Below are 13349 nucleotides of genomic sequence, written 5' to 3' on the forward strand. Positions count from 1 at the left end.
TGCTGGCTCGCGTTGGTCGCCGGGGTCGTTGCCAGGAGGAAACCCGGCGCGACTCGCCGCGCGAACATGGTCATATGCGGGTGGGTGGCAGCGTCCACCGCGTACTATTTCCGGCATGTCGGATGCGTTTATCGGGCGAGATGGCGGCACCACTTCGGCGCCGTCACGACCTCGGGTGTGTACTTCATCACGTAGAGTGGGATGGTGTCCGAACCATCTTTCGTGCGCGTCCGGGTTGCCGCCGCTCGGACGATTCGATCCTGATTCCCGGATGTGTGATGACGGCCAGTGTCGTGCCGCCGTCGGCCGCTGAAGCCGACTCCGTCGAGGGCTCCGCGCCGATCCGGGTCCTCGTAGTAGATGATCATGAGTTGTTCCTCCAGGGCCTGCAGACGGTCCTGGAGATTGAGGAGGACATCAGCGTCGTCGGCCGGGCCGGTGACGGTCAAGAGGCTCTGACCTTGGCCTCCGGGACGTCGCCGGACATCGTCCTGATGGATGTCCGGATGCCGGGCCGGGACGGGATCGCCGCGGCGGGTGCCATCAAACGTGCTGTTCCGCGCACTCGTATCGTGATGCTCACGGTCTCGGACGAGGAGTCCGACCTGTTCGAGGCGATCAAGGCGGGTGCGGTCGGGTACCTGCTGAAGTCGATTCCGCCGCACGAGGTGGCCGACGCGGTGCGGGCCGTCCACAATGGGCAGAGTCTGATCAGTCCTTCGATGGCATCGAAGTTGATGGTCGAGTTCGCCACGATGGCCCGTGGTACCGAGGACCGTCCTCGGGTGCACGCCCCGCACCTGACCGCGCGAGAACTCGAGGTGCTGAAGCTGGTCGCTGAGGGGCGCGCGAACCGCGAGATTGCCCGCAAGCTGTTCATCAGTGAGAACACGGTCAAGAACCACGTTCGTAACATCCTGGACAAACTGCAGCTGCATTCGCGGATGGAAGCCGTGATGTACGCGGTCCGCCAGGGGTTGTTCGACATCGAGTGAGCCCGGCGGGGCCGCACGGCTGCCGCGGTGGGCCTCCGTCCGCCACCCTGCGGGGCCTGGTCGGCGGGATATCGCTCTGGGGTGGGTGACGGGACTTGAACCCGCGGCCACCGGGACCACAACCCGGTGCTCTACCAGCTGAGCTACACCCACCAGAACCTGGCTGCCATGCCGAAGGAGGACACCCGACCGGACCGGAGATCCTCCGACCGGTGCGAATCCGGGATGTTCCACCCGCGCCGCCTGACCAAGCGAAGCTATCGTACCGGTCCGCGCCACCGGATGGGCAAGGGGGTTACCCCGGTCATGCTGGCCGCGCTCACCGCACTGGCCGCGCTCGCCGAGATCACTGCCCGTTCAGGCGGGCGGTGGAAGATCCCCCGCTAAGCCGCGCGGGTGAACCGGCCGGGTCGTCTGGTTGCGGGTGCTCGGAGCCTCCGGCGGTCAGGGCGGCCAGCGACGCATCGGCCTGGTCGCGGATCTCGGCGGCGATCGCGCGGGCCTGCTCGGTGCCCGGCCCCGGCTGGGGGACGAACACGGCCCGTCGGTAGTAGCGCAGCTCCTCGATGCTCTCCTGGATGTCCGCTAGGGCCCGGTGGCCGCCGCGTTTGACCGGAGCCGCGTAGTAGGCCCGCACGTACCAGCGGCGGGCGAGCTCCATGATCGACGAGACGTCGATCATGCGGTAGTGCAGGTGAGCGTCCAGTGACGGCAGGTAGCGTGCGAGGAAGGTGCGGTCCGTGGCGATCGAGTTGCCGCACAACGGGGCCTTGCGCACCTCGGGAATCCGGGTGCGGACGTAGTCGAGGAGCTGGCGCTCCGCGTCGGCGAGGGACAAGGTGGAGGCTTGGACGGCGGCGGTCAGGCCCGAGGCCTCGTGCATCTCGCGGACGACCGGCTCCATGGTCTGCAGCGCCTCCTCCGGCGCCGAGATGACCAGGTCGATGCCCTCGTCGAGGATGTTGAGCTCACTGTCCGTGATCAAGCAGGCCACTTCCAGGAGTAGATCCGACGCGGCGTCCAGGCCGGTCATCTCGCAGTCGATCCACACCAGTCGATCCATCCCGCTGACACTATGGTCTGCGGTCGCCGTCGTCACGTGCACCCTCGGGTTCTCATCGGGATAGCTGAGTGCCTGCTCCGCCGAGATCATCTTACGGTCCCTGTTCAGTTACTGACGGTAAAGCTGATGGAGATCTGAGTGTTCCCGGCTCCGACCAGGATCGCGGTCAGGGTGTACAGCCCGTCCGGGACCTCGGAAGTCTGCCATCCGCCGGGATGCGGCGTGAACAGGTACGGCGGGCCGGGGAGATCCCGCCGGTACGGCCCGATCGGTCCATTCAGCACGTACGTCAGGGTGCCGGCGTAGCCCGTCGTCTCCACCCGGATGGTGCGGAATCCCGAGATGGTCTCGCCCTGGTGGATGCCGGCGAAGGTGAACGGCGCGACGGACATCGTCGACGACGGCGTGGGCACGGCGCCCGGGCCGGGCCGGGATGGACGACCGTCGGGTGCGGGGGATGCCGCCGGGGCCGGACCGGACCGGGGTTCCTGGCTGTGATAACTGAACACCAGGATCGGCATCAGGACCAGGGCAGCGAAGAACAGCGCAAGACCGACCCAACCCCGCCTGAGGGCATCCACGCTGCCTGCGTCCCTCCGCCATGCCGCCCATGGGTTCGGGTCACTTTAATAGGCGGGGATGTGACCGACTCCCGCGGCCTGGGACCGACCGGGATCGAAGCGCGCAGTCGGGCAGGGGGAGGGGGAAGTGGGCCGACAGCGGGTCGACGGGCACGCCTGCCGCCGCGGCGTCGGACCGGCACGGGTGGTCCGGACCGGCACGGGAGACGCAGCCGCTTGTCGATGCGGCTGCCGAGGGCAAGACGGCCTAGCGGGTGCGCCTGCGCCGGCCGGGTGGCCGGTTCGGCGGATGGGCGGGCCCGCGATTGTCCCGCGGTCGCTGGCGCACCCCTTGTCGACTGAGCCCCAGGATGCGCTGCTGTGCGATGCGCTCCTGCCGAAGACAGCGACCACGATCCACGCCCCGACCGTAGCCGCCATCTGCGTCTTCCGCGCCCCTCGTCACATGGTGTTTACCTCGTCCCCGGCGTGTCGCTGGCTCTCGCTCACCCTCTTCCCGGCCCCTGGTCGGCCTTCAGATCCTCAGGCGGCCAGCGGTGTGGAGGAGCGCCCGCCGTGGCCCGGCCGGTCGGCGCGCCCGGTGGCGAAGGCAGGCTCCAGGGCCAGGTCCAGCACCTCCCGGACGTCGGTCACCAGGTGGACGGTGAGCGCGTCGCGTACCGGCGCCGGGACGTCGTCCAGGTCCGGGCCGTTGCGCGCCGGCAGCAGCACCGTGGTGATGCCGGCGCGGTGCGCGGCGAGCAGCTTCTGCTTCACCCCGCCGATCGGCAGCACGCGCCCGGTCAGCGATACCTCGCCGGTCATCGCCACCTCCGCCCGGACCGGCCGGCCGGACAGCAGCGACGCCAGGGTCGTCGTCATCGTTACCCCGGCGCTCGGCCCGTCCTTTGGCACCGCACCCGCGGGGACGTGCACGTGGACACCGCGGTCGGCCAGATCCCCGACGGGAAGTTCCAGTTCCACCCCGTGCGAGCGCAGGTAGGACAGCGCGATCTGTGCCGACTCCTTCATCACGTCGCCGAGCTGCCCGGTCAGGATGATCCCGGCCCCGCCGGTCTCCGGGTCGGCCAGCGACGCCTCGACGAACAGGACGTCACCGCCGGCGCCGGTCACCGCCAGGCCCGTCGCCACGCCCGGGAGGGCGGTGCGCTCCGCCGACTCCGGGGTGTGCCGCGGCCGGCCGATGTAGCCGGGCAGGTCTCCAGCATCGATCGTCACCGGCAGGGTGGCCTCGCCGAGCGCCACCCGGGCGACGACCTTGCGCAGCAGCCGGGCGAGCGAGCGTTCCAGGTCACGCACGCCGGCCTCACGGGTGTACTCTCCGGCGAGCGCGTGCAGGACGTGGTCGCCGACCGTCACGTCGTCGACGGCGAGCCCGGCGCGGTCGAGCTGACGGCGCAGCAGATGCTCGCGGGCGATGACGACCTTCTCGTCCTCGGTGTAGCCGTCGAGCCGGATGAGCTCCATCCGGTCGAGCAGCGGCGCCGGGATCGCCTCCAGCACGTTCGCCGTGGCCAGGAACAGCACGTCGGACAGGTCGAGATCCACCTCCAGGTAATGGTCCCGGAAGGTGTGGTTCTGCTCGGGGTCGAGGACCTCCAGCAGCGCCGCCGTTGGGTCCCCCCGGTAGTCGGCGCCCAGCTTGTCGACCTCGTCGAGCAGCACCACCGGGTTCATCGAGCCCGCTTCGCGGATCGCCCGGACGATGCGGCCGGGCAGCGCGCCGACGTAGGTCCGCCGGTGACCGCGGATCTCCGCCTCGTCCCGCACGCCGCCGAGGGCGACCCGGACGAACGACCGGCCCATGGCCCGGGCGATCGATTCGCCGAGTGATGTCTTGCCGACCCCGGGCGGGCCGGCGAGTGCCAGCACGGCACCGCCGCGCCGGCCACCGACGACGCCGAGACCAGCATCGGCCCGGCGCTTGCGCACCGCCAGATGCTCGATGATGCGGTCCTTGACGTCGTCGAGCCCGGAGTGGTCGGCGTCGAGTACCGCGCGGGCCGCGGCGATGTCGTAGGAGTCCTCCGCCCGGACATTCCACGGCAGGTCGAGGATGGTGTCCAACCAGGTGCGGATCCAGCCGCCCTCCGGGGAGGAATCCGACGTCCGCTCCAGCTTGTCGACCTCCTTCAACGCCGCGGCGCGGGCCTTCTCCGGCAGGTCGGCGGCCTCGACGCGGGCCCGGTAGGCGGCCGGTTCGGAGCCGCCGTCGCCGCCCGCGCCGGAACCCGGACCGGAGCCGCCCAGCTCGGCCAGCTCCTTGCGAATGGCGTCGAGCTGGCGGCGCAGCAGGAACTCACGCTGCTGGCGGTCCATGCCCTCCTGGACGTCGCGGCGGATGGTCTCCGCGACGTCCAGTTCGGCCAGATGGTTCTTGGTCCACGCCAGCAGCCGTTCAAGCCTCGTGGCGACGTCCGCGGTGCCCAGCAGCTCGATCTTCTGCGCGGTGGTCAGGTAGGAGGCGTAGCCGGCGGTGTCGGCGAGCGCGGACGGATCGGTGATCGCCGCGACGGAGTCGACGACCTGCCAGGCGCCGCGCTGGCGCAGCAGGTCGGTGACCAGGGCGCGGTACTCCTTCGCCAGGTTCTCGACCTTCGCCGGATCCTCGCCGGTCCGCGCGGGGGCGGCGTCCGCCGGAGCGTCGAGAGTGCCGGACGGCGGCCCGGCCCCCTCGTTCACCACGGTGTCGCCCCACACGGCGTCGACCCAGGTGACGTCGCCGGGACCCGAGCGCACGCCGCCGACACGGGCCCGGGCGGTTCCGCGGACGATCGCGGCCGAGCCCCCTCGCGGCAACCGGCCGACCTGTTCGATCACCCCGACGGCGGCCACGTCGGCGAGCGTGCCGTCGGTCCTGGGAACCAGCAGCACCTCGGCGGGCCGGCCCGCCGGCTGACCGGAGATCCCCGGCGCCCGCGCGTCGGGAGCGCCGCGGGATCCGCCGGCACGGGCGGCTTCGACGGCGGCTCGGATCTCACCATCGGACATGTCGAGAGACACGATCATGCCCGGTAGCACGACGGCGTCGTCGAGCGGCAGGACGGGCAGCACCCGGATCTGTGGCATGTGGTCCACCTTCACGTGAAGAAGTTGAGTCACTTACACTGAAGTCCTTTTAGCTTACCGTTGTTCCCGGGATTGATCGCTGAGGGCGAACGCTTCTCGCTCGCGCCCTGATGATCAAAGAATTCGCGGGAAGGATCGAGGGTGGCCCGTGGTTGTGCGGGTTGGTAGTTGCATCTACAGGTAGAGGCGCCGGGATGAGCTGCTCGAGCAGGTCGACCGGCGATCGTGAGCCCGCCAGGAGGACGACATGCCTGCCGTCACCGCCGATACCGTCCGCCTGCCTCGGCTGGCTGAGCCCGCGCTCGGCAAGGTCGACCGTCCGGTGCGGAGGGTGACCACCGCGCCCACCGGGCTGGAGGGCGAGGGCTTCCCGGTGCGTCGGGCCTTCGCCGGAGTACGGCTCGCCGAGCTGGATCCGTTCATCCACATGGACGAGATGGGCGCCGTCGACTACGGGCCGGGCGAGCCCAAAGGAACCCCGTGGCATCCCCACCGCGGATTCGAGACCGTCACCTACATGATCGACGGAACCTTCCAGCACCAGGACTCGCACGGCGGCGGCGGACTGATCGCCGATGGCGCCACCCAGTGGATGACCGCCGGCGCGGGCATCCTCCACATCGAGACGCCGCCGGAGGAGCTTGTCGTCAGCGGCGGCCTGTTCCACGGTGTCCAGCTCTGGGTGAACCTCCCGGCGAAGGACAAGTTCTCCCCGCCGCGGTACCAGAACCTCGAGGGTGGCCAGGTCTCCCTGGTGTCCTCGCCGGACGGCGGTGCCCTGCTGCGGGTCATCGCCGGTGACGTCGGGGGCCACCGGGGCCCGGGTGCCACGCATACCCCGATCTCCGTCGTCCACGCGACGCTGACCCCCGGCGCGGCGGTGCACGTGCCGTGGAACCCCGAGTTCAACGCGCTCGCCTACGTCCTCGGTGGCCGTGGGACGGTGGGCCCGGACGCCACGGCGATCCGGGCCGGTCAGCTCGCGGTCCTCGGAACGGGGGATCTGCTCGGTGTCGCCGCGGACGACCGGCAGGACGCGTCCTCGCCGAACCTCGAGGTCCTGCTGCTGGGCGGTCGGCCGATCCGGGAACACGTCGAGGTGTACGGCCCGTTCGTCATGAACACCCGGGCCGAACTGCGCCAGGCCGTCGAGGACTATCAGGCCGGCCGGCTTGGGGTCATTCCGGCGAACGCACTGATGCCGCATCGCGTCTGAACCCGATGGCATTTCCGGGTTCCCGTGCGGACCTGAGGTGAAGGGCGTCCCGTCATCCGCCTGGCGCCCCGCACGATGCCCGCCCCCGCCTCGTACCAGCTCCGCCGCACCAGTTCCGCCGCACCAGTTCCGCCGCATCCCCCGTCGTGCTTCTATATGCCACCGTGCGTGCTTCCGTAGGCCACGCCCGTGTCGGTCGAAAATATGGATCGTATGGTGGATAAGTGTTCGGCGCCGTCGACGGATCTCATGACGCGGGCGAGGGGCGGGGCATGTGGCAGGAAGCTGGATCGACGGGATCGGGACCCGACGGGGGGCCGCGGCCACGGCGGGCGGAATGGCCGGGGGCGAGTCTGCTCGGCCGCATGTCGCCGGAGTGCCGGGCGGAAATGCTGCAGATCGGCCTCTACCGGGAGTACGCGAGCGAGGAGATCGTGATGCGGGAGGGGGACACCACCAACTTCGTCGTTCTCCTGCTGAACGGATGGGTGAAGGTCACCGCGGCGACCGAGAACGGCGGCTTCGCGCTGCTGGCCATTCGCCACGGCGGTGACCTCGTCGGCGAGCTGGCGGGGGTGGATTCCGAGCCGCGTTCGGCGACGGTGACCGCCGCCGGGGCTGTGCTCGCGAAGGTGATCCTGGCCGAGGCGTTCGTCGCCTTCCTGCGCCGGCAGCCGGACGTGCACCAGATCGTGACCAGCACGATCGCGACGAAACTGCGCTCGGCGACCCGCCGTCGGGTCGAGTTCGGCGGGTGCCCGGTCGCGGTGCGGGTGGCACGGGTGATCCTCGAACTGGAGCGGGCGTATGGCGGTGCCGCCGGCGGTGGGCGATCGGTCGGGGTGTCCCTCACTCAGCCGGAGCTTGCCGCCCTGGTCGGCGCGGCCGAGCCGACAGTGCACAAGGTGCTGCGGGAACTGCGGCAGCGCAACGTCCTTGACACTGGTTATCGTACTGTCGTGATCCACGACATCGGGGCGTTGCGGCTTGCCGCAAACCCGTGAGAATACGGGGCGGTCGGTCCGCGTGACGCGGGACAGTGGCTGCTGTCCGGTTCTGGCCGCGGAGGTTGCCTGTGAGCGGAAGACCGCCCGGAATCCGGCGTATGTATATTGCCCTGGACACCGACCGGACCGGCACCGCGCCGCCGGGTGTGTTGCGGCCGAGAAGGTGGCAGCGTGACCTCGGTACGGTGGTGGACGAGGTGTGTGCGCTGGCCGAGATGGACCGGGCACACTGGATTTTTCCGGCCGTCGGCGGCGGTGAGATCGCGATTCTTCCGCCGGGCATCGACGAGGGCCGGGTCGTCGCTGCCTTCGTCCGGGCGCTGCGCATCGTGCTGTTTCACCTGAACGACTCCCGGCCCGATTCGGAGTGGGTTCGGTTACGCGTCGCGATGCACCAGGGAATCACCCGCGTCGACGAGTCAGGCTTCTCGGGACGAGCGGTGGTGAAGGCATCGGAACTGCGTGACTGCGCCGCCCTCCGGGCCGAGTTCGCTCGATGCTCGGCGGCCGACCTGGCGCTCGCCGTCTCCGCCGAACTGTTCGACGATGTCGTCGAACATGACTATCCCGAGCTGCGTGGCCGTGATTTTCACCCGGTGTGGGTGGATCTCGCGTCGATAGGTCGAGCCGATGCCTGGTTCCTGCTCTCCCGATCGGTCGACGCGGCAACCATGCCCGGCGTGGCGACGGCCTCCGGCGCGGCCATGTCCCTCGTGCGGGCTGTTCCCGGGTTCGGGACGGCCGCCAGGCCCGTGCTGTCGGTGGTCCCCGAACCGGACGCCAGGCGGTCAGCCGGCGGGTTCGACCCGGCCTTCCTCGGGCAGGCCCGTCGCCCACCTCTCCTCAATACGGCCGTACTTCCAGACCAGCAGAGCGACGGCCCAGGTGGCGACGAACAGGCCGACAACGAAGTAGCCGACGACGTTGAGATCCAGACCCGCGACCCAGTCCCAGAACCCGCCGGTGAGATGTGCTTTCTCGGCGAGGATGCCGAGCAGTTCGACGCTGCCGATGAGGAACGCGACCGCGACGGACAGCCCGGTAATGGTGATGTTGTAGTAGACCTTGCGGACCGGTTGGGAAAAGGCCCAGCCATAGGCGAAGTTCATGAACGAGCCGTCGATGGTGTCGAGCAGGCTCATGCCGGCGGCGAACAGGATCGGTAGGACGAGGATGGCGTACCAGGGCAGGCCGGCCCCGGCGGCGCCGGCGGCGAGGAAGAGCAGGGCGACTTCGGCGGCGGTGTCGAAGCCGAGACCGAACAGCATGCCGAGCGGGTACATCTGCCAGGGTCGGGTGATCGCTCTGGTGAAACGGCCGAGGACGCGGTTCATCAGCCCGCGGGAGTTCAGCTGCTCCGCTAGGCCGGCCTCGTCGTACCCGCCGCGGCGCATGTCGCGGAAGACCCTGATGATGCCGAGGAGGATGACGAGGTTGAGTGCGGCGATGGTGTAGAGAAAGCCACCGGAGACGGCGGTACCGATCCAGGCGGTGACGTCGTGCAGGGTCGAGCCGTCGGCTTCGATCTGCCCGGCCAGGGAGCGGACGCCGACGCTGAACAGCAGCGCCAGGGCGAACACGACCGTGGAGTGGCCGAGGGAGAAGAAGAAGCCGACGGACAGTGGGCGCTGACCGTCGGTCATGAGTTTGCGGGTGGTGTTGTCGATCGCGGCGATGTGGTCGGCGTCGAAGGCGTGGCGCAGGCCGAGGGTGTAGGCGGTGACTCCGAGGCCGACTCCGAAGACCTGGCCGTCAGCGCCGAAGCGGTAGTGGTGCGGTGCGATGACTGCCGCGAGCGTCACCCAGCCGATCACGTGTAGCCCGACGATGACCGCGGCCATGCCGCCGACGCGCACCCACTCCCGGCGGTCGAGCGCCCCGCGGACCCCGGTGGGAAGGCCATCCCTCGGCATGGTGCCGGCCTGCGCGGCCATGGCAGGTCTCCCCTCGCGGTGCACCCGCCGACGTGGACGGGGGAGTTCTCGTGCGGCGGGCAGAAGAACGATAACCAGATCATGGATGCTTCTGCAACTTAGTTGCAGAAGCATCCATGATGCAGAGCTTTGCCGCCGCCGCGCGCCGTCGTTGCAGCTGGGCGACGAGCTGGTCGCTCGCCAGCAGCAGCACCGTGAGCCAGGAGATCGTCGTCACCTTCCCGAACGCGGCGACCCAGTCTCCGTCCGTCGGCAGCGCATGCCGGGCCTGCACCTGCAGCACGTACAAGGCGCTGACGCCCAGGCAGACCACCGGGCCGACGCGGGTCAGCAGACGGCCGCGGGGCACGAGCAGCGCCACGGCCGTCGCCAGGGCGACGATGACCCCCGCCACCGGGGAGACCAGCGCCGCCGAAAGCAGACCCATCCCCAATACGGCGAGCACGGTGGTGCGCGGGCTGGCACGCCCCGCCCGGTCGGACCACGGCTCGGCCGTCGGCAGATCCGGCTCGGGTGCCCGGGACGTTCGGGACGACCGCGTGGCCACGGTCGCGCGGGCTCGGCGGGTGTAGAAGATCACCAGCGCGAGGGAGAGCAGCACCGTCACCGCGGACAACACCAGGGAGAACCACACGATCCGTTGCGGGGCCCAGGTCAGCGTGACGGTGAACCCGGCGGCCGTCGGGGTGATCCGCCAGCCGTTCGCGTAGCCGTCCACCAGCCTGGGGGTACCCAGGTCGGCGCCGCCCACGGTCGCCTTCCAACCCGGGGAGAGGCTCTCCGCGAGCACCAGCCAGAACGGGGTACCGGGCCGCACCCCCGTCACGTCGACGGTGAAGGAGGTGTCGCCGGCCGACTGGACCGTCACCCGTGGCGTGGCGGCCGACGTCGTGCCGGTGGTGCCCGTCGCGGCTGGTGGGGTCCCGGCAGGGGAGACGGCGGAGGCGGCGCCGGTCGCGTTCAGCCACGGGCCGCCGCCGGCGTCCGAGGCCAGCAGCAGGCGATCGAGATCGATGCCGGCGAGGGCCCCGTCGGTGGTCCGGATCACGTGCTCCCCCGGGCCGAGGGTGATCGGCTGGCCGCAGGTGGCGACGGTCAACCCGAGCCGGTTGACCGCGTCGGCGGTGCCCCCGGTGACCTGCACCCCCACCGGCTGACCGTCGATGCTCAGCAGGTCGGTCCGGCAGGGCGCGGGGATCTGGGCCGGCAACAGCCCCGTCCTGGTGCTCCCTGCCGTGCCTGTCGTGCCCGCCGCGGGCTGACCGGTACCCGCGGCGCCGGCCGCGAGGCCGGGCATCCCGATCTCGGCGAGGCCCACCGGCATCGCCAGCGGCGAGCGGCTGATGGGGTCGATGCTGGTGACGGTCCGGGCGTCGTCGACGACGAACTTCCACGTGCCACCGGTAACGGCCGGGAAGGTGAGGGCCACCTCGCGGGTGCCCCCGCGCGCCGAGGTGTCGGTGACCGGAGGCACGGCCACCGCGCCGACCCGCTGGCCGTCGACCTCGATCCCGATGCGGGTCGGGATCGAGTGCCGACCGTCGGCGACGATCGACATCGTCATCGACGAGACCGTCAACGGGGTCGGCGAGGCGACCTGGATCCAGCTGCCCCGCGGGTTGCCGATGCCCGGGCTCCACGCGGTGGCCGGGTTTCCGTCGAAGGCGCTCGACGCCCGCGCCGCGAGCGATCCCGGCAGCCGGCCGGAGGAGGTCACCACCGGGAGGGCGGCCGGGCGGCCCAGCACCTGGTCGACGCGGTCGTCGGGGGAATAGGCGGAGACGCGGGCGGTGCCGGTGAGCGCGAAGGTCCGGGCCGTCGGCAGGGAGAACGACCGGCTGATGACCGACTCGGTGTCCTGCTTGAACGGTTCCGACGGGTTGGCCCGGTCCCGGGACAGCTCCAGCGCCAGCCGGTGGCCGAGGGAGGCGGCGCCGGCGGCGTCGAGGCTGTCGCTCGGCATCCGCAGCACCTCCTCGGCCGTCAGCGGTGCCCCGTTCGCTCCGGGGATGGCGACCTCGGCAAACCCGACCGCGGAGACGGTGTCGTAGCTGCGCTGCCGGCCGGTGTTCGTCGCGTCGATGTGGATGCGCAACGTCCGGAAGGCCCGGGTGGGGAAGCGCACGACCTGCCCGGCGGCGGTGCGGGAGGCGTCGGTGAGCGCGACGGTCACCGGGGAGCCGCCGTCGAAGGTCAGCGTCGCCCGAGTGATCCACCGGTTGCGCGGCCCGGTCAGCGGCTGGACGAGGCGGATCTGGTCCGTCGCGGTCGGCTCGGCCAGCGTGGTCTGCCAGGCCTCCCCGGCCGGGTCGGTGAAGGCGCCGACCCGCCACGCGGTGCCCGGGTCGCCGTCGATCGCGCGGACCGGTCGGTCGGACGCCCCGTAGGAGAAGCTGTTCCCGTAGCTGGTGGCGGTCACCTCAGCGATCTTCGCCGGGGATCCCGGGGCGTGCAGGGCGGCGGCGGTCTCGCTGGTCACGTTCTGGTCGGGGAACATCGGCAGCCGGTTGTCGTTCGGGTCCTTCGCCAGCGGCCTGACCCCGGGTTGCTCGACGTAGCCGAAGTTCTCCCGGATGCCCGTCCACCGTTCGGCGCGCCGCCGGTTGGTGTCGGTGATGAGCAGGTCCGCACCGTCGTCGAGGGCCTGGCGCATCGCGGCGGGATCGGTGGCGAGTGCCGGGGCGTAGAGGATCGCCCGCCCGTCGGCGATCGGCTCGGCGAGCAGGCCGGAGGCCGCCGCGTCTACCAGCGCCTCCCCGTTGCCGCTGACGAGCAGGGGCCGCGCGGTGGTGGCGGTGCGCACGATCGGCTGCGCGCCGCTGACCGGGAAGACGGCCAGCGCCGGCGGATCGGGCACCGACGGGTCGGTGCCGAGGGTGACTTCGTCGGTGAACGGGATACCGGGATCCTCGGCGACCGGCGGTCTGAAGGTCTGCGGTACGCCCAGCCCGTCCGGTCTGGTCGAGGTGAACAGGTTCCAGGTGGCCCGGGGGCGCGGGGTCCGGTACCGCTCGTAGGCGAGGTTGCTGCGCAGCACCACGTCGCCGACGCCCATCAGCCGGGCGAGATCCGGCAGGGCGGAGGTTTCGAACACCCCCTCCTGCAACCGGCGGTCCAGCGAGCGGACCAGGTCGACGCTGCCCGCCTCGCCGTAGGGGATGAGTTCCCGCACGACCAGCGGACGGTCCATCAGCCCCTCGGTGACCGGGTCGAGGGTGCTTCCCCAGCGGTAGTGGGAGAAGTCGGCACCGGGAAGCTCCAGCACCCGCGTGCCGTTGTTCCCAAGCGTCCCGTTGTTCCTAGTGTCCAGGGCGCGCGCGAGTTCGGTCTCGTAGGCGGGGACGTGCTCGGGGCGTTCGAGTAACGGCTCGACGAACTCGCCGCGGAACAGCGGTGACATGTCGAGGGCCAGCAACAGCAGGACCACCCCGGTGGCGAGCGGCGGGACCAGCCGCCGGCGCCGGCCCGACCGGACCGGCCGCCC

At 70.8% G+C, this 13349-nt stretch carries 10 protein-coding genes, 1 tRNA gene and 1 pseudogene; 5 read left to right on the plus strand and 7 right to left on the minus strand.

Annotated features, from left to right (window positions below):
- Nucleotides 1-195, plus strand: a pseudogene (locus tag ACY5KJ_RS05530) (hypothetical protein); the annotation flags it as partial.
- Between the two features lie 83 nt (nucleotides 196-278).
- Complete coding sequence (locus ACY5KJ_RS05535) at nucleotides 279-995, plus strand: response regulator (RefSeq protein WP_462187051.1); 717 nt, start codon at nucleotides 279-281, stop codon at nucleotides 993-995.
- 77 nt (nucleotides 996-1072) lie between these two features.
- Here the strand turns inward: ACY5KJ_RS05535 and ACY5KJ_RS05540 are convergent.
- A tRNA-His gene (locus ACY5KJ_RS05540) sits at nucleotides 1073-1148 on the minus strand.
- Between ACY5KJ_RS05540 and ACY5KJ_RS05545 the strand changes: the two genes are divergently transcribed.
- Complete coding sequence (locus ACY5KJ_RS05545) at nucleotides 1122-1382, plus strand: hypothetical protein (RefSeq protein WP_462187052.1); 261 nt, start codon at nucleotides 1122-1124, stop codon at nucleotides 1380-1382. The two genes, ACY5KJ_RS05540 and ACY5KJ_RS05545, sit on opposite strands and share 27 nt — an antisense overlap.
- On the opposite strand, the gene orn is transcribed toward ACY5KJ_RS05545, so the two are convergent.
- The 3 genes from orn to lon form a co-directional block, all read right to left on the minus strand.
- Nucleotides 1342-2058, minus strand: a complete 717-nt coding sequence (gene orn, locus ACY5KJ_RS05550; RefSeq protein ID WP_462202920.1) for an oligoribonuclease — start codon at nucleotides 2056-2058, stop codon at nucleotides 1342-1344. The two genes, ACY5KJ_RS05545 and orn, sit on opposite strands and share 41 nt — an antisense overlap.
- Before the next feature lie 104 nt (nucleotides 2059-2162).
- Nucleotides 2163-2639, minus strand: a complete 477-nt coding sequence (locus ACY5KJ_RS05555) for a hypothetical protein (protein WP_462187053.1) — start codon at nucleotides 2637-2639, stop codon at nucleotides 2163-2165.
- Between the two features lie 522 nt (nucleotides 2640-3161).
- The gene (gene lon / locus ACY5KJ_RS05560) at nucleotides 3162-5708 is read right to left on the minus strand and encodes an endopeptidase La (protein WP_462202915.1); all 2547 of its coding nucleotides are present in this window, start codon (nucleotides 5706-5708) and stop codon (nucleotides 3162-3164) included.
- Between the two features lie 247 nt (nucleotides 5709-5955).
- Here lon and ACY5KJ_RS05565 point away from each other — a divergent pair, with 247 nt between their 5' ends.
- Together ACY5KJ_RS05565 and ACY5KJ_RS05570 are read left to right on the plus strand one after the other, a co-directional pair.
- Complete coding sequence (locus ACY5KJ_RS05565) at nucleotides 5956-6924, plus strand: pirin family protein (protein WP_462187056.1); 969 nt, start codon at nucleotides 5956-5958, stop codon at nucleotides 6922-6924.
- 272 nt (nucleotides 6925-7196) lie between these two features.
- Entirely contained in the window at nucleotides 7197-7928 is a 732-nt protein-coding gene (locus ACY5KJ_RS05570; protein ID WP_462187066.1) for a Crp/Fnr family transcriptional regulator, read from the plus strand.
- A 422-nt stretch (nucleotides 7929-8350) separates the two neighbouring features.
- Here the strand turns inward: ACY5KJ_RS05570 and ACY5KJ_RS05575 are convergent, their stop codons facing one another.
- From ACY5KJ_RS05575 to ACY5KJ_RS05585, 3 genes are all read right to left on the minus strand, one after another.
- A complete protein-coding gene (locus tag ACY5KJ_RS05575) occupies nucleotides 8351-8491 on the minus strand; it encodes a hypothetical protein (RefSeq protein ID WP_462187057.1) in 141 nt (46 codons plus the stop codon).
- Nucleotides 8492-8719: 228 nt separating this feature from the next.
- On the minus strand, nucleotides 8720-9865 hold the full coding sequence (gene nicT / locus ACY5KJ_RS05580; protein WP_462202916.1) for a Nickel transporter NicT: 1146 nt from the start codon (nucleotides 9863-9865) through the stop codon (nucleotides 8720-8722).
- Between the two features lie 79 nt (nucleotides 9866-9944).
- On the minus strand, nucleotides 9945-13349 hold a 3405-nt coding region (locus ACY5KJ_RS05585; protein ID WP_462202917.1), incomplete at its 5' end, for an alpha-(1->3)-arabinofuranosyltransferase domain-containing protein.

Source organism: Frankia sp. CcWB3 (assembly GCF_977927595.1).

What these genes read in the sequence shown, in the direction of transcription:
- ACY5KJ_RS05535 (WP_462187051.1), top strand. Translation starts at nt 279, where the DNA reads ATGACGGCCAGTGTCGTGCCGCCGTCGGCCGCTGAAGCCGACTCCGTC.
- orn (WP_462202920.1), bottom strand. Translation starts at nt 2,058, where the DNA reads ATGGATCGACTGGTGTGGATCGACTGCGAGATGACCGGCCTGGACGCC.
- lon (WP_462202915.1), bottom strand. Translation starts at nt 5,708, where the DNA reads ATGCCACAGATCCGGGTGCTGCCCGTCCTGCCGCTCGACGACGCCGTC.
- ACY5KJ_RS05565 (WP_462187056.1), top strand. Translation starts at nt 5,956, where the DNA reads ATGCCTGCCGTCACCGCCGATACCGTCCGCCTGCCTCGGCTGGCTGAG.
- ACY5KJ_RS05570 (WP_462187066.1), top strand. Translation starts at nt 7,197, where the DNA reads ATGTGGCAGGAAGCTGGATCGACGGGATCGGGACCCGACGGGGGGCCG.
- ACY5KJ_RS05575 (WP_462187057.1), bottom strand. Translation starts at nt 8,491, where the DNA reads ATGTTCGACGACATCGTCGAACAGTTCGGCGGAGACGGCGAGCGCCAG.
- nicT (WP_462202916.1), bottom strand. Translation starts at nt 9,865, where the DNA reads ATGGCCGCGCAGGCCGGCACCATGCCGAGGGATGGCCTTCCCACCGGG.